The 24,172-nt window shown below is 43.6% G+C and carries 23 protein-coding genes and 1 CRISPR repeat array (1 of these 24 running past the window's edge); of the genes, 18 read left to right on the top strand and 5 right to left on the bottom strand.

Annotated elements, in window-relative coordinates:
• Positions 1-2: 2 nt before the first annotated feature.
• Complete coding sequence (thrC, locus tag LKE40_00835; GenBank protein MCH3916038.1) at positions 3-1,274, top strand: threonine synthase; 1,272 nt, start codon at positions 3-5, stop codon at positions 1,272-1,274.
• A gap of 176 nt (positions 1,275-1,450) precedes the next feature.
• On the top strand, positions 1,451-1,831 hold the full coding sequence (locus LKE40_00840) for a hypothetical protein (protein ID MCH3916039.1): 381 nt from the start codon (positions 1,451-1,453) through the stop codon (positions 1,829-1,831).
• A 53-nt stretch (positions 1,832-1,884) separates the two neighbouring features.
• Here LKE40_00840 and LKE40_00845 read toward each other — a convergent pair whose 3' ends face one another.
• Positions 1,885-3,153 carry a galactokinase gene (locus tag LKE40_00845; GenBank protein MCH3916040.1) on the bottom strand — a complete coding sequence of 423 codons (1,269 nt, stop codon included), beginning with the start codon at positions 3,151-3,153 and terminating at the stop codon, positions 1,885-1,887.
• The gene (locus tag LKE40_00850; GenBank protein ID MCH3916041.1) at positions 3,153-4,217 is read right to left on the bottom strand and encodes a UDP-glucose--hexose-1-phosphate uridylyltransferase; all 1,065 of its coding nucleotides are present in this window, start codon (positions 4,215-4,217) and stop codon (positions 3,153-3,155) included. The genes LKE40_00845 and LKE40_00850 overlap by 1 nt, the downstream gene beginning before the upstream one ends.
• Before the next feature lie 84 nt (positions 4,218-4,301).
• On the opposite strand from LKE40_00850, the gene LKE40_00855 reads away from it, so the two are divergent.
• A complete protein-coding gene (locus LKE40_00855) occupies positions 4,302-5,288 on the top strand; it encodes a LacI family transcriptional regulator (GenBank protein MCH3916042.1) in 987 nt (328 codons plus the stop codon).
• Between the two features lie 7 nt (positions 5,289-5,295).
• Here LKE40_00855 and LKE40_00860 read toward each other — a convergent pair whose 3' ends face one another.
• Positions 5,296-6,765 carry a RecQ family ATP-dependent DNA helicase gene (locus tag LKE40_00860; protein ID MCH3916043.1) on the bottom strand — a complete coding sequence of 490 codons (1,470 nt, stop codon included), beginning with the start codon at positions 6,763-6,765 and terminating at the stop codon, positions 5,296-5,298.
• Between the two features lie 126 nt (positions 6,766-6,891).
• On the opposite strand from LKE40_00860, the gene LKE40_00865 reads away from it, so the two are divergent.
• Positions 6,892-8,109: an arginine deiminase gene (locus LKE40_00865; GenBank protein MCH3916044.1), complete on the top strand. Its 1,218-nt coding sequence runs from the start codon at positions 6,892-6,894 to the stop codon at positions 8,107-8,109.
• Between the two features lie 2 nt (positions 8,110-8,111).
• On the opposite strand, the gene LKE40_00870 is transcribed toward LKE40_00865, so the two are convergent.
• The gene (locus LKE40_00870) at positions 8,112-9,062 is read right to left on the bottom strand and encodes an XdhC family protein (protein ID MCH3916045.1); all 951 of its coding nucleotides are present in this window, start codon (positions 9,060-9,062) and stop codon (positions 8,112-8,114) included.
• Positions 9,059-10,213, bottom strand: coding sequence for an aminotransferase class V-fold PLP-dependent enzyme (locus tag LKE40_00875; protein ID MCH3916046.1), 1,155 nt, complete (start codon positions 10,211-10,213; stop codon positions 9,059-9,061). Before LKE40_00875 ends, LKE40_00870 begins: the two co-directional genes overlap by 4 nt.
• Before the next feature lie 90 nt (positions 10,214-10,303).
• Here LKE40_00875 and LKE40_00880 point away from each other — a divergent pair, with 90 nt between their 5' ends.
• The 14 genes from LKE40_00880 to cas2 (LKE40_00945) all read left to right on the top strand — a co-directional run bounded on the left by LKE40_00880 (position 10,304) and on the right by cas2 (LKE40_00945) (position 22,611).
• Entirely contained in the window at positions 10,304-11,341 is a 1,038-nt protein-coding gene (locus LKE40_00880) for a YedE-related selenium metabolism membrane protein (protein ID MCH3916047.1), read from the top strand.
• The gene (locus LKE40_00885) at positions 11,341-11,550 is read left to right on the top strand and encodes a sulfurtransferase TusA family protein (protein ID MCH3916048.1); all 210 of its coding nucleotides are present in this window, start codon (positions 11,341-11,343) and stop codon (positions 11,548-11,550) included. Before LKE40_00880 ends, LKE40_00885 begins: the two co-directional genes overlap by 1 nt.
• Complete coding sequence (locus LKE40_00890) at positions 11,550-11,783, top strand: DUF3343 domain-containing protein (GenBank protein ID MCH3916049.1); 234 nt, start codon at positions 11,550-11,552, stop codon at positions 11,781-11,783. Before LKE40_00885 ends, LKE40_00890 begins: the two co-directional genes overlap by 1 nt.
• Before the next feature lie 26 nt (positions 11,784-11,809).
• Positions 11,810-12,808 (top strand): selenide, water dikinase SelD, encoded by a 999-nt coding sequence (gene selD / locus LKE40_00895; GenBank protein MCH3916050.1) that lies wholly within the window; start codon positions 11,810-11,812, stop codon positions 12,806-12,808.
• Positions 12,809-13,274: 466 nt separating this feature from the next.
• On the top strand, positions 13,275-13,895 hold the full coding sequence (cas6, locus tag LKE40_00900; protein ID MCH3916051.1) for a CRISPR system precrRNA processing endoribonuclease RAMP protein Cas6: 621 nt from the start codon (positions 13,275-13,277) through the stop codon (positions 13,893-13,895).
• 6 nt (positions 13,896-13,901) lie between these two features.
• On the top strand, positions 13,902-16,328 hold the full coding sequence (gene cas10, locus LKE40_00905; GenBank protein ID MCH3916052.1) for a type III-A CRISPR-associated protein Cas10/Csm1: 2,427 nt from the start codon (positions 13,902-13,904) through the stop codon (positions 16,326-16,328).
• Position 16,329: 1 nt separating this feature from the next.
• On the top strand, positions 16,330-16,728 hold the full coding sequence (gene csm2, locus LKE40_00910; GenBank protein MCH3916053.1) for a type III-A CRISPR-associated protein Csm2: 399 nt from the start codon (positions 16,330-16,332) through the stop codon (positions 16,726-16,728).
• Entirely contained in the window at positions 16,725-17,381 is a 657-nt protein-coding gene (gene csm3, locus LKE40_00915) for a type III-A CRISPR-associated RAMP protein Csm3 (GenBank protein MCH3916054.1), read from the top strand. Before csm2 ends, csm3 begins: the two co-directional genes overlap by 4 nt.
• Positions 17,368-18,300: an RAMP superfamily CRISPR-associated protein gene (locus tag LKE40_00920; protein MCH3916055.1), complete on the top strand. Its 933-nt coding sequence runs from the start codon at positions 17,368-17,370 to the stop codon at positions 18,298-18,300. Before csm3 ends, LKE40_00920 begins: the two co-directional genes overlap by 14 nt.
• Positions 18,301-18,302: 2 nt before the next feature.
• Entirely contained in the window at positions 18,303-19,418 is a 1,116-nt protein-coding gene (csm5, locus tag LKE40_00925) for a type III-A CRISPR-associated RAMP protein Csm5 (GenBank protein MCH3916056.1), read from the top strand.
• A 13-nt stretch (positions 19,419-19,431) separates the two neighbouring features.
• Positions 19,432-20,994, top strand: coding sequence for a hypothetical protein (locus LKE40_00930; protein ID MCH3916057.1), 1,563 nt, complete (start codon positions 19,432-19,434; stop codon positions 20,992-20,994).
• Positions 20,991-22,043 carry a CRISPR-associated endonuclease Cas1 gene (cas1, locus tag LKE40_00935; protein MCH3916058.1) on the top strand — a complete coding sequence of 351 codons (1,053 nt, stop codon included), beginning with the start codon at positions 20,991-20,993 and terminating at the stop codon, positions 22,041-22,043. The genes LKE40_00930 and cas1 overlap by 4 nt, the downstream gene beginning before the upstream one ends.
• Positions 22,043-22,318, top strand: a complete 276-nt coding sequence (gene cas2 / locus LKE40_00940) for a CRISPR-associated endonuclease Cas2 (GenBank protein ID MCH3916059.1) — start codon at positions 22,043-22,045, stop codon at positions 22,316-22,318. Before cas1 ends, cas2 (LKE40_00940) begins: the two co-directional genes overlap by 1 nt.
• Positions 22,315-22,611, top strand: coding sequence for a CRISPR-associated endonuclease Cas2 (gene cas2, locus LKE40_00945; protein MCH3916060.1), 297 nt, complete (start codon positions 22,315-22,317; stop codon positions 22,609-22,611). The genes cas2 (LKE40_00940) and cas2 (LKE40_00945) overlap by 4 nt, the downstream gene beginning before the upstream one ends.
• Positions 22,612-22,812: 201 nt before the next feature.
• Positions 22,813-24,172: a CRISPR direct-repeat array (repeat unit 36 nt; unit sequence GTCTAAAGCTATTGACCTGTAGAAAGGGATTAAGAC) (it continues 353 nt past the right edge of the window).

Raw genomic sequence — 24,172 nt, forward strand, 5'->3', positions numbered from 1 at the left:
TCATGAAATTTGTATCAACTAGAAGATTATCAAAGCCTCTGAGTGCAAGTGAGGCTATTCTCAAAGGCCTTGCTGATGATGGTGGTCTGTATGTGCCTGAGCAGTTTCCTTCCCTTGTGCACCTTAATACAGGGGCAATTTCTTCCTATCCGGAACTTGCCTTTGAAGTACTTGCACCGTTTTTTGAAGGAGATGTGCTCAAGAGCAATGATTTGGCTGAAATCTGTGTGGATGCCTTCAACTTTCCTGTACCGTTGGTGCCGACCGGAGACAAGTCCTGCATCTTGGAACTGTTCCATGGACCAACGGCAGCCTTCAAGGATTTCGGTGCCCGGTTCCTGGCTTTTACGATGGAAAAGCTTCTGGAGAAGCAACCGCGTAAGCTTACTATCCTGGTAGCTACCAGCGGCGATACCGGTGGAGCCGTGGCCGCGGCTTTTCATGGGAGGAAGGGCATTGACGTAAAGGTACTGTATCCGAAGGGAAGAGTCAGTGCCCGCCAGCAGAAACAGCTGACTGTCTGGGGAGACAACGTTCAGGCGTATGAAGTCGACGGTACCTTCGACGATTGCCAGAAAATGGTCAAGTCTGCTTTCATGGACAAGGAACTGAGTGCAAAGTATGGGCTTTCAAGTGCCAATTCCATTAATTTGGGTAGATTGTTGCCACAGACCATCTACTATATCTATGCCGCTTATCTTTTCAGATCCATGTTTTCTACCAATCCGACATTCATCATCCCTAGCGGAAACGTCGGCAACAGTTGCGGAGCTTATTGGGCCTTTACCTGCGGAGTACCGATTGACAGGATCGTACTTGCCGTCAATGCAAACAAGACCATTCCGGATTACCTTGCGACTGGCAAGTATGCACCAAGAAAAAGCATAGCAACGCTGGCCAATGCCATGGATGTGGGAGCTCCCAGCAACATGGAACGGTTGCAGGACCTTTATCCTGACATAGAGACCTTCAGGAGCTTGGTAAGTGCCTGGTCGGTCGATGATGACCAGATAAGGAAAACGATCAAGGAAACCTATGATGAATCAGGTTACATCCTTTGCCCGCACACTGCCTGTGCCGAACGGGTGAGGCGGGATCATTTGAAGGATGCTGCTGCCATTGTTGTTTCAACGGCACATCCTGCCAAGTTTGATACTATTGTCGAACCGTTGATCGGCAAGACAGTAGAGGTGCCTCAGAACCTGGCAAAACTGCTGGACAAGGAGAGCCATTTTATCTCTGTCGGGACTGATTATCACCAATTGTTTGAGTAAGACCAGCATGCTGCATCTCAAATAGTTTAAAAAACTTTTGAGATGCAAAATATTTTATTCTTCTATATTCTTCACTTATTGTGTTTTTTATCTTATCAAATGTCATTAATTTGTGACATTTGTTTTTTTAGCTAAAAACCTGTCATAAATATGTGAATTTGCGGTATTATATATACATGAAGAAAGAGATTGGAAAGTATTTCTGGCAGCGCGTAGATGAATTGATTGAGGGCAGATACAGCGTGCAGGATCTATGCAAGATCTGCAATCTCAATTACAGAACGATACGCAACCAGCGGTCGACGGAGACTGTTCCCGACATCTGGCATGTTTACCTGATTGCACTCTTGCTCGATACTTCCATGGATTATCTTTACTATGGGGATAGTACGCTTGCTGACCCTGAGGTCAAATATCTTGCAAAAAAACTCAGTGAGATGACTCCTTTGCAACTTGCTAAGGCAAGGAGAAGAATCGAAGTGCTGAGTCAACCTTCTGACAAGGTGGCAGAAACACCTCTTTCTCTGTCTAAGGAAGAAGAGCCTTGCGAAGAATGACAAGCGATTGTAACCCTGTTCCCTTAGTTTTTTAAAAACAGGCCAATCACAACTTATTCTGCAAAGCAACAGCTTTCTTTTGGGCGTATTGCCAACTCTGTTACAGAGCCTTTGCCAAAGACAGTATCCATTCTCTGCTGGTAGGCTTTGAGCATGTTGACAGGAACATATGCTTGGATTGTTCCTGCAAAACCTCCGCCGTGGACCCTGCAGGCACCTTTCCCCTGAAGCAGGTCTTCGCTCAGTGCCAATGCCAACGGTAGTCCCTGTTGCCTGTAATCTGCATAAAGGTTCTGCAGGAAGCAGAAAGAACTTCTGCCACATTCGTTTACCAGTGAAAGATAGTAATTGAAATCATCATTTCCAAGTGCTTCGACCATCTTTGTAACCCGTTCGTTTTCACTGAAGAAGTGGAATGCCCGCAGCAATGCCCTGTCATTTTTCAGTTCAGTCCGTAATGTGGGTAACTGTTCCATAAAGCTTTTCTCAGTGATGTCTCTCAGATGTTTCCCTCCCAGCATGCCTGCAACTTCTTTCATTTCATGAGGAATGGATGCATAGTTCGCTGTAAGATCTTCATGGCTGCCTTTTGTATCAACGATGACCAATGCATAGCCATGAGATGCGAAATCGTACTGGAGGGCGGTGACCTTGGGAGACTTGGTTTCCTTGAAGTCGATGGCGACGATGCCACCTTCGGCACAAGCTACCTGGTCCATCAATCCGCTTGGTTTTCCATAATATTCATTTTCTGCATATTGTCCGATGATTGCCAGCTCAAGGGGAGTCAACTTATCGTTGTTGAAAAGGTGATTGAAAATTGTGGCACAGAGTACCTCAATGGCGGCAGACGATGACAGGCCAGAGCCCTTGAGGACACTGGTAGACGTATTTGCCATAAATCCTCCCACTTTAAGTCCTCTGTCATGAAATGCCTTTGCAATGCCTCTGACCAAGGCATCGGTGGTATTCTTTTCTTTTTCGTGCATGCTGAGGTCAGACAGGTCAACTTTAACGATTGGGAATCCCTCACTTTTCAAGATGACGGATGACTGGTCTGTTGCATGTACGGCAGCAATGGTATCCAGATTGATCGTCGCAGCAAGTACCTTGCCTTGATTGTGGTCGGTATGGTTGCCTCCCAGTTCACTTCTCCCTGCAGTTGAGTAGAGTTGTACGGAATCCTGGCCGAATTCCTTTCCATGGGTCCGTACCAATTCAATGAATCTTGCATCCAAGGCTTCTTCATCATAGGAAGAACCGTATAGGTTTGGATATGCTCCATGTAGATTGCCGTTCTTGATATCAGTGATCGTTGCCATCAGTGTTGCTCCTTGAGCATGTCAATATAATGTATATCGGGAAGACTGCGAAGTGTCCGTGCTGCCTGTTCCGGTGTAATGTCCCTTTGGGGCATGGCAAGCATTTCATAGCCTACCATGAATTTCTTGACTGTAGCGGAACGGAGCAGGGGTGGCAGGTAATGGAAGTGCATGAGTATGCCTTCCCGGCTTTTTCCGTCAGTCGGCATCTGATGGATGCCCATGGAATAGGGGAAACTTGTCTTGAACAGGTTGTCAAACCTGATGCCCAGCCGCTTGATGATATGGGCCAGATCTTTTTCTTCTTCTTCAGAAATTTGGTCAATGCTGCTGATTGCTCTCTTATATGGCAGTACCATCGCCTCATAGGGCCATGTAGCCCAGAACGGTACGACAGCCAGAAAATGTTTGCCCTGCACGATGATCCTTTCCTTGCATTCGGCTTCATACAGGGCATAGTCAAGCAGCATTACACTCTCATGCACCTTTGCATAGGCTTCCTGCATCTCAAGTTCCCTACGTGGTATATCGGGGATGATTTCCTCTGCCCAGATCTGTCCGTGTGGATGTGGGTTGGAACAGCCCATGATCGGGCCTCTGTTTTCGAATATCTGGACGTGGTTGATGAAATCCTTGGTTCCCAGTTCAAGATATTGGGCCTTCCAGACATCGATGACTTGACTGATAGCCTGTTCCGGCATCCGTGCGAGCGTCAGGTCATGGCGTGGTGAAAAACAGATGACCTTGCAGATACCACGTTCTCCCCGTGCTTTCAGCAGGCCATTCGGTCCTTTTGTTTCTTCTTCACTCGAGCCCTCGGAGAGAAGTGCTGAAAAGTCATTCGTGAATACGTAGGTACCTGTATAATTAGGGTTTATGTTGCCTGATGACCGTGTATTGCCCGGACATAGGTAGCAATGGGGATCATACTGCGGCCGTTGGTCTACCTGAGGTGCTTCGACCTGTCCTTGCCAAGGTCGTTTTGCCCGATGGGGAGAAATTTTTACCCATTCGCCGGTCAAGGGATTATACCTGTTGTGTGTTGTGTCTTGTAGGTTTATCATGAGAACTCCGATTGTGCTGTGTTGCTTAATTTTGTGTACACGTGTACAATACAGTGCCTTACTGAAACTGTCAAGGAGGAAAGTATGTCGCAGGTTACCAGAGATTCCGTGGCAAAGAAAGCCGGAGTCAGCAGTGCGACGGTGAGCAGGGTGTTCAATGCACCGCTGTCTGTTTCACCTGTATTGAGAAACAAGGTCCTGGAAAGTGCCAAGGCACTTGGCTACATACCGAACAAAGCTGCAGCTCAGCTGCGCCGGTCAGGGACCGGCGTCATTGCCGTCGTTGAACTTGCAAAGAAAGGACGTCCTTACTATTGGGGAAGCCTGGCGTCCTTTGACTGGTTTTATGGACAGGTAATGCGTGGACTGCAGACTGCAGTTGAAAAGAGCAGTTGGCAATTGACCTTTGCAAGCATCAGAAACGAAGAAGAGCTTTTGCAGCTTGCTGCGCGTTGTGATGGTATCATTGGCTATGATGTCGATGACAAGGAAGAAGAAAAACTTTTCATGGATGCCGGCATTCCATGTATCCTGTGCCATCATATCATGCCTGGGCCGGGATTATGTCGGTTTTCTACAGACAATGAACGTGGTGGAGTCCTGCAGGCGGACTATCTTGGTTCCCTTGGCAAGAGCCGGCCTCTTTATGTTACGGGATATCTTTCCCAGGTCCAGCCTCATGTCCAGAGAATGAAGGGATTCTGTTCCCACGCATGGGAACATTGTGCCGTCGAAGAAGTTGCATTCGGTTGCCGGGGTGAGGTAGAAAAACTTGCAAATAGGGTGCAGGGGATGTTTGAAGATGGACTCATTGACAGTATTGCCTGTGTCAATGACTTGACGTTGGTACAGTTGCTGTTGCATCTGAAGGAGTATGACCTGGCTTGTGTCGGCTATGATGCGGCTCCTTTTTCAGATTTTCTTCCCGGGACCATAGCCTCGGTAGATTTGCATATCGGAACTATTTACCAAAGTGCCCTTGCCAGTCTTATTGCCCACCTTGGAGGAGCTGACCTTGAAGGACGTACCTTTGAGCCTTCTTTGGTAATCAAAGGCGAGGGAAAGCCGTAAGATTTTCTCATGTCTTATGCTGTGTGCTATAGCTCTTGAACAATGATTCCAGATGGAGTCTTCGTTTGATTTTGTAGAAAAGATGCCCCTTTGTCTTTCCGAATATGCCAAGGCTTACCAGACATCTGATTGTTATCTGTACATCTTTTTCTTTCCAGCTTGACAGGATGCCCCATCGGCTGTTGCCTCTTTTTGCTGGACTCATGCCACAAAGCAGTTTTGTTGCTTGAGTGACGGTATACCGTAAGGGAGCAAAGGCAATCAGGCTGACGATCTCCTTCTCACCATCCCAAGTATGTTCAACGGTATCATCACAGACGCTGCAGCCACTGCAGCCATCGACTTCTTCTCCGAGCAGGCGGCAGAGAGCTTTGCGATAACAGTTTTCAGAAAAGAAAACAGAGGCAAGTACGTCACCTGAGATGAATTTTTTTATTTCTTCCATGCCGAGCAGGACATAACTTTTGGCAGGTTTCTTATCACGTCCTGCCCGTCCGCTTTCCTGCAGGAAGGCGAGGGCATCATTGCAAAGTGAACGGTGGATCGTTGTCCTTACGTTTTTCTTGTCGACACCCATTCCATAGGCGGTTGTAGCAAAGAGGACGCCATCGTCACTTTGCAGGAACCAGTTTTCTTTTTCTTGCTTTTCCTTGTCGTCAAGTCCTGCATGATAGTAGGCGCAGGATCGGAAGCCATGGAAACGGAAGCTGTTGCAGGCAGTCACAGTTTCTTCTCTTGCACTGCAGAATACGATTGCGGGACGCTGTGACGGGTCCCTGAGCAACAGGGAAATCTGCCGGTCTTTTGCCAATGTCCGACAGGTGTAGTATGATATGTTCTTCCTGTCACAGCTGCCTCTTACCATCCGTATGGTATCATGGAACAGGTAGGTACGCAGTGCCTTCAATGTAGTTGCATCGGCAGTAGCCGTGAAGGCAAGCAACTGCCTGTAATGGAGGGTGTTCAGAAGCCTGCCGAGGTTGCAGTATGCAGGTCGGAACGTAAGTCCCCATTTGCAGACGACATGGGCTTCATCGATGACGACAAGACTGATGAAGCAGCTTCTGAGAAAGCTAAGCATGGCAGGCGTGTCCAGTGTTTCTGGGTTTGTAAGTATGAGTTTTGCTTTGCCACTGACTACAGATTGTTCCATCTGTGCCCTTTCTTCTGAGTTTTGATTCCCATGGAAGGATGCAAAGGGAATCTTGGATTTTTCCAGTCGGGTTTCTTGGTCGCGTTGGAGTGAACGCAATGGATAGATAAGCAGGGTATTGTCCTGTACCAACAGTGCAGGCAATAGGAAGCATAGGCTTTTCCCGCTTCCCGTAGGAAGCAGTACCAACAGTTCTGCCTGTTGTTGTCTTTCTTCGGCCTCAAGGATTTCCGTAATGACAAGTTCTTGGTAGGGGAAAAGGTAATCAATGCCAAAGACCTGTTCTGCAAGGTCATGTATTTTTTCTCTCAGTGCTATGTCCATGTCCTTCTTAGCTTGGAAAGGCCTGTTTTGCTTCCATGTATCTACCTTGCACCTTGTTTGACGTAGACGTAAGATAGAAGGGAAGTACCCGATGACTATCGGGCCCTGATCCATGGAGACGACAAGATGGTAAAGTGCACAAGTGAAACGGGAATTCTTAAGAAGGTACTGCTTCATCGTCCTGGCCTTGAGCTGGAACGATTGACTCCTGATACCCTGGAACCTTTGCTTTTCGATGACATCCCTTTTCTCAAGCGTGCCCAGGAAGAACATGATGAGTTCGCACGGGTCTTGGCGTCCAATGGGGTAGAAGTATTGCATCTTTCAACCCTTGTGGCACAGAGCCTTGATCAGGATGAGCATGTCCGCCATGCATTCATTGAAGATTTCATCGATGCCAGTGGCAATGCCGTTACCTTTTCATACCGGAAGGAATTGCTGGATCTGTTTGAAGGTATAGAGGATAACAGGGAATTGGTCATCAAGGCAATGGGTGGCGTGACGATGGAAGAAGTCGAACGTGTGGATCGTCATCCGCTTGCATCGATGGTGGGCACCTGTCGCCGTTTTGTCCTTGATCCTGTACCGAATCTATACTTTACCCGCGATCCTTTTGCTGTAATCGGAAATGGTGTGAGTATCAACCATATGTATTCAAAGACCAGGCGCAGAGAAACAATTTTCGGTAGATATATCTTTTCCTATCATCCTACATATGCAGATGTGCCCCGATATTATACGGATGATTTGCCTTTCCGAATTGAAGGGGGAGATATCTTCAATCTTTCACCTACTACGCTTCTTGTCGGGATTTCCGAGCGAACTACCCCGGAGGCAATCGAATTGCTTGCAACCAATTGCTTCAAGGATCCTCGTTGCAGTATCGATACGATTGCGGCCTGCTACATACCTTCCCTGCGGGCCTACATGCATCTTGATACGGTATTTACCCAAGTGGATAAGGCAACATTTGTCATTCATCCGCTTATAAAAACCAGTTTGAGGGTGTTTGTACTTACCAACAAGAAAGGGAAAACAGGATTATCTGTCAAGGAATGGCATCACAGTTTTGAGGATCTGCTGTGCCGTCTGTTGGACGAACAGGAAGTTCAGCTTATCTTCTGTGGTGGCAATGATTCCATTGCTGCTGCCAGAGAGCAATGGAATGATGGTTCTAATACGCTCTGTATTGCTCCTGGTGTCGTAGTTGTCTATGACCGAAACCAGGTAACCAACAGTATACTCAGAGAAAACGGCATCAAGACCATTGAAATCCACAGCAGCGAACTTTCAAGAGGCCGAGGCGGTCCACGATGCATGAGCATGCCGTTTGAAAGGCAATGACCTTATTTGTTACCTGCGAACGGAGTAAGAAGTATCGTTGCGTTGCCGCCACAAATCATTCCTAGGTTTCCTGCTGAGGCTGATGACAGGTCTTGTCTGAGGGCCTGTGGAATACGTATTCCTTCTGCAAACATCTTGAGGCTTTCGTCAATTGCCTGTTTTTCACTGGCTCCGCCCCCGATGGTACCGAAGCTGCTTCCATCGGAAAAGATTGCCATGGATGAACCGACTTCCCGTGGTGCCGAACCGCTCTTTTTGATGATTCTTGCGATGATGAACGGGGCATTGCACGAAGCAAGATAGTCAATGAGACTGCAGTCGACCTCGCTTTGCTTCTCTTTTCCCTTTGTTTCCTGTATGACCTGTGCCGCTATGGAAACGGCAATTTCTGCTGGCGTCTGTGCGTTGATCGGAAGTCCTATCGGTGCGTGCAGAATTGAAAAATCCACAGAAGGGTCCTCATCCTGCAGTGCCTTTTTTGTCATTGTAACCTTTGTCTTTGATCCGATCATACCAAGATACCTGCAATGGCGTCTGATCAGATGACGGAGACATTCCTTGTCATTCAGATGTCCTCTGGTAGCAATGCAGAAGGCGCTTCCTTCACTTTCAATCTTTGACAGCTCTTCCACGTAATCTCCGACTGCCGTCGTTGCCCCCGGAAAACGTTCTTGGTTACAGAATGCACTGCGGTCATCTATGACAGTTACGTTCCATTCCAGCAGACGGGCAACCTGAAACAATTTTTGTCCTACGTGTCCTGCTCCGATGATGACTAACCGGAGAGGTGGGACAAGATGTTCGACAAGAACCGGTTGGCCAATCTTTTCGCCTGCAAGGAAATTCCCGTCTTTGTCACAAAGGCATTCCTTGCCTTCTGCATCCGTTTTTCTCACTACAGAGTTTATCAGATGTTCTTTCAGTATGCTGAAATAGGTGTTTCCTGTAATCACTGTGCAATTTCTCCGATGGCTTTCAGAGCCTGTTCGATTTCGTCAAGAGTCGTAAAAGGTCCCGGGCTGAGTCTGATTGTGCCTGAAGGGAATGTACCCATTGATTTATGTGCCAAAGGTGAACAATGCAGACCGACCCGTAGTTCGATTTTCCTGTCGTTGAGCAATAATGCTGTCTGAGCAGGATCCTGTCCATCTATGGTAAAGGAAACTGCAGGACTTCGTCCGTCGGTAGTCTGTTTTCCATAAAGTCTTACCTTGTTTATGTGTAGCAGACCTTCCAACAGCCTTCCTGTAACTTTTTTTGTCTGTTGTTTCCACAGGTCTTTCTGGTGGACACCGTTGACGATCTTGTCCTGTTCTTCTATGGCAGCAAGGAGTCCTGCGATACCGGGAAGGTTCATGGTTCCTGCTTCGAGTCGGTCCGGCAGAAATCCTGGCATGGTAAGCAGGTCGCTGGCACTCCCTGTACCTCCGCAAAGCAATGGTTCAAGCTGGGAAAGGAACGCTTCACTTGATACGATACCTCCGGTTCCCATTGGTCCCATGAGGCCTTTGTGACCTGCAAAAGCTATGGCGCTGATACCGTCAAGTGTCAGGTTTGCTGACGGATAGCCTTGGGCCGTGTCTACAACGAGGTCAAGATGATGTTCTTTGCAGAAATCCTTTGCCTTGTCGATGTCCGTGATAGTTCCGAAGACATTCGATGCCTGTGTGAGTACCATGCCTTTTGTCTGGTCAGTCAACAAGTCGGTTGCTTTGTCGAAGAGTGTATTGCCGAATCTGTCACAGGGAATACAGGAATAATCTATTCCTGAACCGACGATCGGCCGCATGACGCTGTTGTGTTCAAGGCTTGTGACCAGCAGATGGTCACCCTGTTTCCATTTTCCTTTGATCAACAGATTCAGTGCAGCTGTTACACCACTGGTAAAAACAACGGCCTTCAAGTCCGTACTGCCGAATAATGAGGCAATTTTTTGTCGGGCAGAAAGTAGCAGTTCTGATGAATCAAGGGCACTGGGATAACATCCTCTTGAGGGGTTGCTCCCTGCATGCACGATGAACTGGTAGACTGCCTCTGCAACTGAGGCAGGCTTCGGATAAGAGGTGCTTGCATTGTCAAGATAAATACCGTGTTTACTGTACATGCTGTCAGTATAACATCAAATTGCAACAATATCCATTGCCTTTTGAAAAATATGATGGTACAATCAAATGAGTTTGATTTGGAGGGCGAAATGGATAAAGAACGACGCTGGCTAGGCTATACAGGTCTGGCAATCGGGCTGGCTGCCTTGATACTGGTTGCCAACGGGAATCCCAAGAACATGGGGTTCTGCATAGCCTGTTTCATCAGGGACATTACAGGAAGTCTTGGACTTCATCAGGCTGCAAAGTTGCAGTATGCAAGGCCTGAAATCTTTGGTTTGATTCTTGGATCATTCTTACTTTCTTCTTTCAGAAGAGAATGGCGTCCCACCGGTGGTTCGTCAATGGTCGTCAGGTTTTTCCTTGGATTCTTTATGATGGCGGGTGCCTTGGTGTTCCTTGGCTGTCCTTTGAGAATGGTACTTCGCCTGGGCGGCGGTGACGGCAAGGCAATTTTTGCACTGATAGGTTTTTCAGCTGGCATCTGGCTTGGCACAAGGTTCCTGAACAGTGGCTTTACACTTGGCAGGGCCTATAAGCAGACCAAGGTCGAAGGATCCCTGTTCCCTATCGTAAGTGTCCTGATGCTGATCCTGTGTCTCTTCGGACTGATAGGTGATGCAAAGGCTGCAACCCATGCACCGTTCTTCCTTAGCCTTATCCTGGCTCTTGTCTGTGGTGCTTTTGCCCAGCGGACAAGATTCTGTATGGTCGGTGGTATCAGGGATATGATCCTTTTCAAGGATTCCCATCTGTTTACAGGTTCCCTGGTCCTTTTCGTGACTGTTCTCATCGGAAACATCATCCTTGGTAACTTCAAGTTCTCCATTACTGCAGTTGATGCCATCTGGTATGCACTGTCGATGGGACTTGTCGGCCTGTGTGGTGCCCTTCTTGGTGGTTGCCCGTTACGTCAGCTGATTCTGACCGGCGAGGGCAATACTGACAGTGCGATTACTGTCTTGGGCATGGTAATGGGCGCTGCTATCAGCCATAACTTTACTTTGGCAAGCAGTGCAAAAGGTGTAACGGCCGGAGGAAAGGTTGAAGTAATCATCGGATTGGCCTTGGCTGTTATCCTGGGCCTTGTCGTGATAAGCAAGCAGAAGAAGGAGGCTTTGGCATAATGAACGTAGTAGATGCAAGAGGACTGAGCTGTCCTGTACCGGTAGTAATGACAAAGAAAGCTCTCAAGGATAAGCCCGCTGAATTGAAGGTCTTGGTTGACAATAGGGCTGCTTTTGAGAATGTGACTCGCTTTGCAAAGGCAATGAAGTATGATGTAGTCCAGAAGGAGGAGGGTGACGACCTTGTCCTTGAGCTGAGGAAGCTGTAATGGATTACCTGCTGACATTCCATACGCAATTGGATGCAGTAATTGCACGGAATAAAGTCAGAAAAGAAGGGAAGGGGGATTGCAGGCTTCAGCCTGTGCCCCGGGTCCTTTCTTCTTCGTGTGGTACGTGTGCCACGGTAAAGGATGGGGATCTCTCATTTCTGAAGAAGCTCGAACATGCAGAGCTTTACAGGATTGAAAATGGACAATATATAAGGGAGGATGAACAGTGAGTAAGAAGGGTGTAAAGTTGACTTCAATGGTGAAGACAAGCGGGTGTGCGGCAAAACTTGCACCGGCTATACTTGATTCGGTACTTTCTTCTCTTCCCAAGATGAGCTGTGATAAGCTGGTTGAGGGGTTCGGCGGTAACGAAGATGCCCTTGTCTATGACCTTGGTGAGGGTAATGCATTGGTTGAGACTGTGGATTTCTTTCCTCCTATGGTGGATGATCCCAGGACGTTCGGCAGAATTGCTGCGGCCAATGCCATTTCCGATGTCTATGCCATGGGTTGTACACCGGCTTTGGCACTCAATATTCTCTGTATTCCTTCCTGCCTTGATTCATCCGTGATGAGGGAGATTCTTCTTGGTGGACAAGAAAAAGTCGCCGAGGCTGGTGCAGTAGTGGCCGGTGGCCATACGATCAGCGATCCGACACCGAAGTATGGAGTGTGTGTAAGTGGTTTTGGTAGGATAGCATCAATCTGGAGAAACCAAGGGGCCATGATAGGGGATGTGCTTGTACTGACTAAAAAGATAGGTACAGGCATAATCATGACTGCCAGCAAGGGAGAAATGGTAGAACAAGATAGCTTTGATGCTGCGGTTTCTTCTATGCAGATGCTTAATCGTAAGGCAAGTGAATCCGCAAGGGATCTTGCTGTCCATGCTGCAACTGATGTTACTGGTTTTTCTCTTTTGGGCCATAGTCTTGAAATGGCTGGCAAAGGTGATGTAACTCTTAGGATTGAGGGCAACAAAGTGCCTCTCATGCCTCATGTACTTGAGCTTGCAAACTTCGGTTTGTTGCCAGAAGGAATGTATAACAACCGTGACTTTGTGCTTGGAAAAGTAGATTTCAATGGTATCTCTCAGCAGATGCAGGATGTATTGCTGGATCCACAGACAAGCGGGGGCTTACTTTTTTCCATGCCTGTTGGTGATGCGGAAAAACTACGTGACAGATTGGACGGCAATGCCTGGATCATAGGTGAGGTACTTCCTAGGGGTGACAAGCTATTGGTAGTTGTATAGAGAAACTATCAGGATGGCTGATGTTATCCGCCTTGGGCTGTTGCATGAGACAACAGCCCATTTTTAGTTTGGCAAGTTAATTGCTTGTATGGTATTGTAATGTTTTTCTAATCAAAATCCTATGAATTATGCTATAGAGATTTATGAATAATAAATAGTTGCTCACTACAGAATACTATGCTATTATTTTTCAATAAGGTGGCTTATTGTGCTTAGTTATTTTTCCCTTGAATATTCTATCTCTTTCTCAGAAACTGTCGATTGGGGAAATGTACCACCGTCTATGGTTATCCGAAGTGTATTAGGTTATCAACTCCGACATCTGACATGCGTATTGAGGAATGAGCCCTCTTGTACAGATTGCATGCTTAACCATACTTGTGTCTATGCACGGTTCTTTGAATCTCACTTAAACAAAAAAAATGAAGTACTTGCTGGAAGGGATAGAGCTTCGCACCCTTTTTCGATGGATATTTTTCTTTCTGATGATAACAAAGCCGTGATTGCATTGACGGTGATTGGTCAGGCAAGGAATTATATTCCTTACCTGACCATAGCTTTGCAAAGGGCTGGGGAACAGGGAATTGGTAGAAAAAGGACTCCTTTTGCTATGGAAAAAATTACACACGAAGGAAAAACATTCGACTATAGCATAGAAAATGTAGAGAAAAAAAGTCTTTTTTGGCCAGATGCCATAGGCATGCAAAATCTAGGAACGATTATATTGGATTCTCCGTGTCGGATAAAAAAAGCAGCTCACTATCTGCAGACTATCTATGTTGACGATTTGTTGCTTGCAGCACAGCGGCACATGTACATACTTGACAGATTGTACGGAGATGGAAGGTTTTCGATTCAAGAATTACCAAATCATTCAAGTATTCCTGTAGATCAACATTGGATAGATCAGAATTATTATTCAAGCAGACAACATACGCATATGAAAATCGGTGGTGTAGTTGGCAAAATTGAACTGAAAAACTCACTGGACCAATATAGCTATGAATTGTTGGAAGCCTGTCGGTTGTTCCATGTAGGAAAAAATATCAGCATGGGGTTGGGAAGAATATTGTTAATGAGAAGGTGAATATAGATGCAAAATCAAAAGACTCAATATGAAATAGCTATAGCAGCATTATTACATGATATAGGTAAGTTCAAGCAACGGGCTTACAAAGGAGTAGAAAAAGGGAATGTTTCTTCAAATGCGGTAAGCATGGAAGGACAGATTCTGCCACCTGCGAGGAATGAATATGGATATGCTTATCGGCATGCTCTCTGGACATATGATTTTTTCCAAGCAGATTTGCTGCCTATTGTCAGGAAGATTCAATTTGACATGAAACTTGATTGGGAAAAGATTGCCCGTGAAAGTGCAAGCCATCATAATCCTAGCACATCATCCTATGCTGCCTACATTGCCGAAGCAGACAGAGTATCTGCAGCGAATGATCGTGTTGGAAAGGAAGAGGAATACCGCAAGGGATCTTATTATAAAAAACCGTTACGTTCTTTGTTCCCTGATATACATCTGGATGGTGAGCATCAGGCAGAAAAGAGCTTATACTACTATGCTCTTGCTCCTATTTGTAAAACGCCTTATCCTTCCTACCCTTTTTCTGAAGGGACTGAATTGGACTATAAAAGACTGTGGGATGAGTTCCTGTATGCGTTGCATAACTTGCCGGAAAGTATGACCATACTGCAGCTGTTGGCAAAGTTGAAGGACTTGCTTCTTGAATATACGTGGTGTATACCTTCTGCAACCAATGACAATTTCAATGATGTTTCATTATATGATCATTCTGTGACGACAATGGCTTTTGCCTTGGCACTTTCTAACGGAGTGTCTGATACTGGAAAGGTGCGGGTATTTGCTGCTGATGTCTCAGGTATCCAGCAGTTCATTTTTCAGAGCAAGTACAGTTCATTCAAGTACGCTGCAAAGATTTTCAGAGGACGTTCGTTTATCGTCAGTGCTTTTAGCAAAGCCTTCAAATTAGCTCTGGCAAATGAGCTTGGGCTTATCCCTTTTACCGATATCATAGATGCTGGTGGTAAGTTTACCATTTTGTTGCCGAATGATGACACATTGGTGGTAAAGCTTGATGATTTCATGAAAAAGCAAGAGGACTTCTTCCTGAAAAAATATATGGGGTCTTTGGCTGTCTTGGCTGACTATTCAAAAGTCATTGCTCTTGATGAATTTGGCAAAGACAGATTTAGGGATACCCAGAAGGAACTTGCTCGTTTGCTCAATGCACAGAAAGGAAGGAAATATTCGGCTATACTTGCTGACATTGATCCTGTGCTGAGAAGTGAACCTATTGATGGAAACCGATGCCAGATTTGTGGAAAACATACAGTACATGCTGTAGGAAATGAGGTGATTTGTAGTGATTGCAAAGAGTTGATTAGACTCGGAGGGCACTTGCTGAAATTTCCATATATTGCATTGTCTGAGGCCAATGAAGATTCCCATGGTTATGAAATTGTATCAGGGCTATGCATAGATGTATGTGAACATCTTGCTACTGATGATATGTCTGTTTTTTCACTTCAAGGCAATGATGCTTCTTATCCGATTTGGCGACTGAATACCTATAGTCCTGACACCACGTTTGAAGAAATTGGCAAGAGCAATGTCGATGAAAATGGTATAGGTAAACATTTTCTGGCATATGTGAAGATTGATGTTGATAACTTGGGTGAAATCTTCATACACGGTTTCCCCAGTGATACCTATTCCATTTCTCGGTATGTAACATTGTCCAGATTGCTGAATACGTTCTTCAATGTACATGTATATTACTTATTGGAGGAAAATTATCCGATGGCTTATACCGTCCTTTCGGGCGGAGATGATGTCTTCATCATCTTGCCATGGAAACAAGCCGCTTCCTTTGTGCTTGAATTGAGGAAAAGATTTGCTGATTTCTGTTGCCAGAATGAAGCTTTGCATTTCTCTGCCGGCATCGTTGTCGGAGGAAGTTCAGAACCTTTTTCCTTGCTTGACAAGCGGGCTAACGAAGCGTTGGATGGAAAGGCAAAGGAATTTGAAGAACCTGAAGCTATCTCTGGAAGTGTTCCAGTCAAGATGAACAAAACATTGGATGGAAAGGCTAAGAAATCTATAAAGAAAAACTGTGTCTGCTATTTCAATGTGTGTTTTACATATCCTTTGCTGGAACAGTTGTTGGTGGATTCCGATACATTACAGAAATTCATACGCGATGAAGCATATGGTTTATCATCAGGTTTTGTATACCGGATGTATCGCTATGTCAATGACAGCTTAAGCAAGGATTTACGAAAAGAATATTCGGTTTTTTCAAAGATACGGTATGATTTGGTACGAAATGTAGCTGCAAAGGATGAACTGAAACGTGATGAAGTTTTCTCTTTTTTCCTAACAAAATTTGACAATTTTAAAGACAGAAAGGAAAAGGAACGATTTAAAGTAATGCTGATGCATACGATGTATATGTTGCGGAAAGATACTGGTAAGGAGAATGAGTGATATGTTGAAATTGACCAAAGAACTATTGACAAGTATACCCGAAGGAATTGCAAGAGATGTAATGGAACATCCTAAAAACAAGAAAGCGTCATCGACACAAATCAGAAAGTACTATGATGATTTATTGCTGTTGCATTCCAAGGCGCATGTAGAAGGTTGTACGAAAGAGAATTTCCATGATTCGATTTTGCCTCTTGTTGCTTTTTCCAAGGCAAAGCTTGCTTATGGAGTGGGAAGAAAAGTTGTTACCGATGAGTTCAGGGATAAGTTGGTATCCTATATTGATCAGATTGAAAGCCGGGATGATTTTGACCATTTCATTTTGTTTTACCAAGCTTTGATAGGTTATACAAAATACTACGAAAATATGGCAAATGGTAATAGGAATGGGAGGCGCTGAAAATGAGCATGGAAATAGTTTCAATTACAGGAAAACTTGAGATTGTAACAGGACTGCATATCGGAGCAGGGAACGCTGAAATACATATCGGTGGTATTGATTCTGCCGTCATAAAGAATCCATTGGATGGTTATCCGTACATTCCTGGTTCTTCACTTAAGGGAAAAATCAGGTCATTGCTTGAACTGACTGAGGGAATCGTCACTGATGGGAACATTTCCAATCGAAAAAATACAGAAAGCCTTATTCCTGTCGTATTCGGAGATACTAGCCAGCAGGGAATGTCCCAAGTAATTTTCCGTGATTGTTTCCTTTCTAAGGAATCAAAACAGAAGTTACAGGAACGGAATATACTGGCAACTGAGGAAAAAAGCGAGAATCATATTGATAGAATTACTGGTGTTGCTTCTGATCCCCGCAATATTGAAAGAGTTATTCCTGGTATGATATTTGATTTTGAGATGAACCTTAGGATTACTGACAGTGCGAAGAGAGAAAAGATTCTGCAACTGATTAAAAACGGACTATACCTGCTTGAACATGATGCCTTGGGCGGATCAGGTAGCCGAGGTTATGGCAAGGTAAAGTTTTCTGGGCTGAAGTGTGATGGTACGGATTTTCCTGTGGAGTATGATGCACATGAAGTACTGTAAACTTCGTTTTTGTGCAAAAAGTGCCTTCTCAAATCTCTTTACTGCCGATCAGGTTTGGGGGCAGATGGTATGGGCAATTTCTGCCTTGGAAGGAGAAGCTGCTGCGACGAAGTTTGTCGAGGACTTTGATGAAGTACCACCTTTTGTGCTTTCTGCCATGATGCCGGAAGGTTTTTTGCCGAGGGTTGTGCTTCCTCCGATGCAATCGAAAGAAAAAATGAATGCTGTAGAGGAAAGAAAGGCTCGGGAAAGAGTAAAATCAAACAAGAAAAGGAAGTGGATTCCAATCAATACCTTGCTTGAAGTGCAGGATAATATTGCTTTGTTATCACAAAAAGAGATTCCTGGGAAGAAAGATCAAGAGGTGATACAACCTGTCAATGAAGTACATGTTTCACTGGACCGTACTACCAATACGCCTTTTGAGGATGGGGGTTTGTATAACCAGCAATACTACATTTCAACAAAGCCATTGATTGTCTACGTTCGCCTTGATAGAGATGAAACGGAGTGGTCTGCATGGCTCAAGAAAATCTGTAAGTATCTTGAAGCCGTTGGCATCGGCGGAGACCGTACTGTTGGTAAAGGAAGTTTTAGCATCAGCGTGGAAGAGCTTGATGAGAGTGAGCAGAAATTGTTTGACTACAAAGGTGGAAATGCATGGATATCGTTGAGCAGATGTGCGGGTAGGAATCTAAAGCCACTGTACTATACAATAAGTCTTTATGCTGGTATAACCGGTGGTTCTCTTACTGAGGCAAAGACCTATAACAAGTATCCTGTACTCTACTATGAACCAGGTTCTTTGTTTGATGCCGGAGGAGGGACGGGAAGTCTGCTGCATCATGTTCAGGAAGACCCTAGAATCTGTTCATATGGTTATCTGTTTCCGCTTCCAGTGAGAAGCATTGGAGAGTGATGATGGAAGAAAAATGGACAACGTATCCGGTTGTAGTAGAAATTATAACACCGGTAATTATCAATACCGGAGAAGTATACGAATGTGGTGAGCTGTTCTATGATGAAAATGTAAAACGCCTGTATCAACTACGTGTCGATAATTTACTAGCTGCTATGAACAAAGAAGAAGCTGACCGATTTGTTCGTATCGTATCTACCGGTGTGACACAAAGAAATCCAATCCAGTTCCATGAGCAGATGAAGCTAGTATCGACGGTCATAGGAAAACATCCTGACCAGTTGAGAAATATCATTGCAAGGCCGATGGGATTCACTGAAAATGGACAAAGGATGTTCAGTAAGAAACCTTGGTCGGAAGTTTCAAAGATTATGACACGTAAGTTTAATGAAAAACCATACTTGCCAGGTTCTTCGATCAAAGGAGCTCTTCGGACCGCAATACTTGAGCAGATGCGGGGAGTACAGGATTCTGATGGCTCGAAGTATACAGTAGTCCACAGTCAAGGTATGTACACTAAATATATCAAGAGCCAAGAACTTGATGCAAAGATTCTTTCTGATAACAATTGGGCGCGTTTTGATATCAAAAGCGATCCATTCAAGTTTATTCGGGTAAGTGACTTTGATTTTTCCAGTCCACAGGCAAAAGTCATCTTGGGGCAAGTTTCTATTACGACTCATGCAGAACCGATTGAGTACTATACAGGTATGAGTGAGGCAACCTGTCTAGGGGAAGAATGCATGTATGCAGAAGGGAGTATTTCCATTTCATCTAGAATTAAGGAAACAGCTTTGAAAAGTTTTTTCTCAGTAGATGCTATCTTTCATGCAGTGGATGAATTTTACTTTGCTGCCTATAACAATCATCGGGAAAAACTTCCCATTTCCGTTGCAACGACAATGGACAAGTTGCTGCAACCTTACGTAGATAACAGAAAACCTTTGCTTCGTTTAGGAAAGTACAATGGCATTGAAAACAAAACCTACAATATCGACAGGGATTCTGATATTCGTCCTAAAATGCCACAGGATGCCAATAAGACAGGAACTTCTTCATGTGCTACGGTAAACGGACGGTACTTGCCAGGATATTGCGTCATCTACAAGAAAAAGTAGTGAGGAACACAATATGAAATTGATTGTAAACCTTGGAAACAGTGATCTTCGGGTAAAGTTGTCTGATGTTGATGGTTACTATGTATTCAGAAAAAGAGAAAACTATCTTGCAAATCTGAGGGAAGTTACCAAAGCCATTGATGCTGTTCCCGAAGTAAAGATTTCTGCTGATGGCATCGTAGAAGATGCATTGTGTATCGAGGGCAATACACATCAGATAAAAAGCATACAGTTTCCAATTCTTGCAGAGGAAATACATGCCATTGAAAAGGCAGAAGGCAAAATTCTGACAGATATCATCTGCTTTGTAACCATGCAGGAACCTGAAGTAGGAACCGATACCTATGGGCTTGCCAAGTTGTTGGATGGACCTGTTGGACAGCAATTGTTTCCAAATAGAAGATTTACGTTTGTCTGTATCAAGGAAAATCCTTCTGATTACGGAGCAATGATGGCTTACTATACAGCATTTTTCCATGATAGGGGGGATATTGCTGATATAGTGGTTTCCATTGCACAAGGAACTCCTGCCATGTGTTTTGGCCTTTCTACAGGAATTGCCAAGCTAAGCCCGAATGTACATCAGTACTATGCTTCAAATAATTTCATGGATGACAAGATAAGAATCGTCAGATTGGATTATTTTTCCAAAGCAGAAAAAGAACAGCAGATAGATAGATATTTTCAACTGATGGAAAGGGGTGATTATCCTTCTGCCTGCAATATGATCAAAGGATCGGTATTGGAAGGATATGCTTCAGTTGTACCTCTGACCCAGTACTATATTTACAGATCAAATTACCGTTTTGACGATGCTGTAAATTCTTTGGTTAAATTGGAACAGCTTGCATTTGCACCAAGACAGGTATCACTTGTAAAGGACAATGTAGAGCGGATTCTTTCTACACTTATCCCAGGTGATAAAGGAAAGTTTGATTTGGATTTCAATTCTGACAATTTTCCCTATGATTTGCTTGAAACGCTAGTAAATATCAGATTCAACTATCAGCATCAGAATTTTTTCCTTGCCATTGCGTTGATGACTTCATTCTTGGATGTCTTTGAAAATTTCCTTGTTTGCAGAGGACTTGGATTATCCAATATGGATTATAAAAGTTATCATTATCCATCTTTAGATTTGTATATAAAGGAACATATTGATGTGGATAAATTGTCAAATACGAAATATAGGGAACTTAAAGAGAATTGGAAACAAGACGAGAAGGGAGAATATTACCTTAATATTAATGGGTTGTCCAGATATTGTATGTTGAAATGGATTTACGAAACAAATCCAAACTGTTCATTTGTTGTTTCTTATTTCCCTTTAGCGGAAAAACAAGGAAAATTTGCAGACTTGAGAAAGTTACGTAACCGTTTGCCTATTGCACACAGTGTTGATTCTATTTCTGAAATGAAAATAAACAAAACCTTAAAGGAAATTAATTTCATAGAATTGATGGACAGGTTTAAACACATTCTTGACGGTATGCTGTCCAAGGAGCAACCTCGTTTTCCTGATTATTTTTCTCAGCTGAAAGATTTTGAAACAGAACTCAGGGCGTACATAAAATGATTGTGTATTTGGTATCAAACAATGGAACTTTAAAAAAGGAAAATGATGTACTGTTGTACAGCGACTACAAAGGGAATGTGACTAAATTAATTCCTGAGAAAGTTTCACTGTTGATTATCATTGGAAAATTACAGATTACAGGTTCTGCTTTTCAGTTGATCTGCAGGCAAAAGATTCAATTGTTTTTCCTTTCCAAGAACGGTTTTGGCAATGGGAAATTTATCTATGGAGATAGCAAAAATACCTTGCTGAGGCATAAACAGCATCAGTTATATGATAATTCACAAAGTGCATTGGCCATAGCAAAGGATATTGTTGCCGGGAAATTAAGCAATGAGTTTTATTTTTCCCAACGGATTGCAAGGACCCGCAATTGTCAGGATATAAATAGTGATATAAGAACTATTCGTCAATTACATGATATGGTCGCTTCTTGCGATTCCATGGATGGTGTCCGGGGTATAGAAGGAAAAGCTGCTACATGTTATTTTAATTGTCTTGGACATAATTTTATTATTGATTGGACTAAGTTTTCAAAACGCACGAAAAATCCTCCTTTGGATGAAATCAATTCAGTGTTGAGTTTTTTATATACATTGGTTGCTAACAGAATTGATATTTTATTATTTCAAGAAGGTTTGGATGATTCTATCGGTTATCTCCATGCACTTTCCTATGGACGCAAATCATTGGTGTTTGATTTGGAAGAAGAATTCAGGACACCGGTAGTTGATACTTTGGCTTGTGCTCTTTTTAACAGAGGGGAGGTGGAACAGAATGATTTCGAAACTAAGGAAGATGAAGGTAATGAAGAGAACGGATCAAATGAAACTATTGAAAACAGAAGTTTGCGGAAAGGTGTCTATCTGACAGAGGGTGGTATGAAGAAAACGATTGCAGCATTTGAGAAAAAATTGCTTCAAGAACACTACTATCCGGAACTGAACAAGAAGCTGAGCTATGAAAAGATACTAGGTGAACAGGTAAAGCTTTTCAAAAGTGTAATCAGCGGAGATCGAGAACATTATGTTCCTTTTGTGGTGACGTGATGATATACTTTTGTTGTTATGATATAACTGATGCCAGACGTCTGAAGAAAGTTGCCAAGACACTTGAAAAATGGGGAGTTCGTGTTCAGCGTTCATTTTTTTGCTGTGAAGAGGATTCTGATGCCATACAGGCTTTGTCGGCAGAAATAATAGCACAAATTGACCAGAAAGTAGATAAGTTCTGTGTGTATCCTATCTGTGATGCTTGTTTCAAAAAGATTGTATACTTCGGTTGTGATGCATCTTTCATAATGCCTGAATATATGATACTATGAAAAAAGTTAGGTTGTATCTGCTGGTCTATGATATTACAAATGCACGGGTGTATCGGAAATTGTACAAAATCCTCGATTCTTATGTCTACCAAAGAATAGAGAAATCTGTTTTAGAGTTGACGTTGACCGATATGGATTTGGTAAGATTACGACGCCAGTTAGGGAAGCTTTTCCCAGATGATGAGGAAAAGATAATATTGATTCCTGTCTGTAGGGATGACCAGAGCAAGGTGCGGGTATATGGCGCTGTCTGCAGAGAAAGTGTAAGTGAACCCGACTTTGTAATGTTGTAGCGCAGACCCCTGGTAGAGTAGCTTTTTGCCATTTTTACCGTAGGGTTCGCGAAGATTTGTAGGTATTTATATCGGAAGGAGTTAGCCATTATGTACCATTTTGATAAGAGCAAAAGTATGTATTGTTGGAAAGATACAGTGGGTAGATTCGCGCAGAAGGACGAACAACTTATTACAATGGTAAGAAATACAAAGAGTGGAGTCTAAAGCTATTGACCTGTAGAAAGGGATTAAGACAGCGACCAGACAGAAACGGTCTTGTAATCGATGACATATCGTCTAAAGCTATTGACCTGTAGAAAGGGATTAAGACATCTGTTCAATTGCATCATAGACGATTTCTTCATCAATCTGTCTAAAGCTATTGACCTGTAGAAAGGGATTAAGACTGTCATCGCATCGATGTCTTTTGCCTCCGGGAATATCTTGTCTAAAGCTATTGACCTGTAGAAAGGGATTAAGACTGGCGCACCGATGAAACTCAATGTGTACTCCGTACTCTCTGGTCTAAAGCTATTGACCTGTAGAAAGGGATTAAGACAAAATCTTTTTTGTTTGGTTGACGCTGTATCAATCAACCTGTCTAAAGCTATTGACCTGTAGAAAGGGATTAAGACTCTTTTACTCCTCTTGCGGTTCATATTCAAAAACTTCACCGTCTAAAGCTATTGACCTGTAGAAAGGGATTAAGACTATTTTTTAAATTCTGTCCAATAGGCTTTTTTACAAAATCCGTCTAAAGCTATTGACCTGTAGAAAGGGATTAAGACATCAGCCAAATTCCAACCGTAACGGTTAACATCTCTACCACTGTCTAAAGCTATTGACCTGTAGAAAGGGATTAAGACTCCAATTCCATCGGGATTGTTATCGTCGATTAAAGCGCCACAAGTCTAAAGCTATTGACCTGTAGAAAGGGATTAAGACTAGTAGCCACATAGTAAGGATAATCCCTATCTTTACCTAAATCGTCTAAAGCTATTGACCTGTAGAAAGGGATTAAGACTGTCCTTGCCAAATGCCAATACTTTTTTGCCACCTTTGGTCTAAAGCTATTGACCTGTAGAAAGGGATTAAGACTAGTCATTATCAAAAGTGGCACTTACAGCGATGACATTATACAGTCTAAAGCTATTGACCTGTAGAAAGGGATTAAGACTTTACGACCTCAATTTTTTTAATCTCTTTTTTCATTTTTCGTCTAAAGCTATTGACCTGTAGAAAGGGATTAAGACTTTACAGTTCTTGACATATTTTACTCCTTAAAAAAGTGTCTAAAGCTATTGACCTGTAGAAAGGGATTAAGACGCACCTGGTTGAAGGAGCCCTTCTCGTTTGCGAGATATGCGTGTCTAAAGCTATTGACCTGTAGAAAGGGATTAAGACCTGATTCTCTGACCAGCAATTACAACGTCCTTGAAATTGTCTAAAGCTATTGACCTGTAGAAAGGGATTAAGACACTGGTTCAAGAGCCCTATATATTCTGCACGACTTATTGTCTAAAGCTATTGACCTGTAGAAAGGGATTAAGACCCATGCTCACACAGGTCCTTGTGCTCC

Source organism: Spirochaetia bacterium, from assembly GCA_022482625.1.
Lineage (GTDB): Bacteria > Spirochaetota > Spirochaetia > Sphaerochaetales > Sphaerochaetaceae > Pleomorphochaeta.

Excerpts from the sequence above, each read along its gene's own strand:
- thrC (MCH3916038.1), top strand. The coding sequence starts at position 3 with ATGAAATTTGTATCAACTAGAAGATTATCAAAGCCTCTGAGTGCAAGT.
- LKE40_00840 (MCH3916039.1), top strand. The coding sequence starts at position 1,451 with ATGAAGAAAGAGATTGGAAAGTATTTCTGGCAGCGCGTAGATGAATTG.
- LKE40_00845 (MCH3916040.1), bottom strand. The coding sequence starts at position 3,153 with ATGGCAACGATCACTGATATCAAGAACGGCAATCTACATGGAGCATAT.
- LKE40_00850 (MCH3916041.1), bottom strand. The coding sequence starts at position 4,217 with ATGATAAACCTACAAGACACAACACACAACAGGTATAATCCCTTGACC.
- LKE40_00855 (MCH3916042.1), top strand. The coding sequence starts at position 4,302 with ATGTCGCAGGTTACCAGAGATTCCGTGGCAAAGAAAGCCGGAGTCAGC.
- LKE40_00860 (MCH3916043.1), bottom strand. The coding sequence starts at position 6,765 with ATGGACATAGCACTGAGAGAAAAAATACATGACCTTGCAGAACAGGTC.
- LKE40_00865 (MCH3916044.1), top strand. The coding sequence starts at position 6,892 with ATGGTAAAGTGCACAAGTGAAACGGGAATTCTTAAGAAGGTACTGCTT.
- LKE40_00875 (MCH3916046.1), bottom strand. The coding sequence starts at position 10,213 with ATGTACAGTAAACACGGTATTTATCTTGACAATGCAAGCACCTCTTAT.
- LKE40_00880 (MCH3916047.1), top strand. The coding sequence starts at position 10,304 with ATGGATAAAGAACGACGCTGGCTAGGCTATACAGGTCTGGCAATCGGG.
- LKE40_00885 (MCH3916048.1), top strand. The coding sequence starts at position 11,341 with ATGAACGTAGTAGATGCAAGAGGACTGAGCTGTCCTGTACCGGTAGTA.
- LKE40_00890 (MCH3916049.1), top strand. The coding sequence starts at position 11,550 with ATGGATTACCTGCTGACATTCCATACGCAATTGGATGCAGTAATTGCA.
- selD (MCH3916050.1), top strand. The coding sequence starts at position 11,810 with ATGGTGAAGACAAGCGGGTGTGCGGCAAAACTTGCACCGGCTATACTT.
- cas6 (MCH3916051.1), top strand. The coding sequence starts at position 13,275 with ATGGATATTTTTCTTTCTGATGATAACAAAGCCGTGATTGCATTGACG.
- cas10 (MCH3916052.1), top strand. The coding sequence starts at position 13,902 with ATGCAAAATCAAAAGACTCAATATGAAATAGCTATAGCAGCATTATTA.
- csm2 (MCH3916053.1), top strand. The coding sequence starts at position 16,330 with ATGTTGAAATTGACCAAAGAACTATTGACAAGTATACCCGAAGGAATT.
- LKE40_00920 (MCH3916055.1), top strand. The coding sequence starts at position 17,368 with ATGAAGTACTGTAAACTTCGTTTTTGTGCAAAAAGTGCCTTCTCAAAT.
- csm5 (MCH3916056.1), top strand. The coding sequence starts at position 18,303 with ATGGAAGAAAAATGGACAACGTATCCGGTTGTAGTAGAAATTATAACA.
- LKE40_00930 (MCH3916057.1), top strand. The coding sequence starts at position 19,432 with ATGAAATTGATTGTAAACCTTGGAAACAGTGATCTTCGGGTAAAGTTG.
- cas1 (MCH3916058.1), top strand. The coding sequence starts at position 20,991 with ATGATTGTGTATTTGGTATCAAACAATGGAACTTTAAAAAAGGAAAAT.
- cas2 (MCH3916059.1), top strand. The coding sequence starts at position 22,043 with ATGATATACTTTTGTTGTTATGATATAACTGATGCCAGACGTCTGAAG.
- cas2 (MCH3916060.1), top strand. The coding sequence starts at position 22,315 with ATGAAAAAAGTTAGGTTGTATCTGCTGGTCTATGATATTACAAATGCA.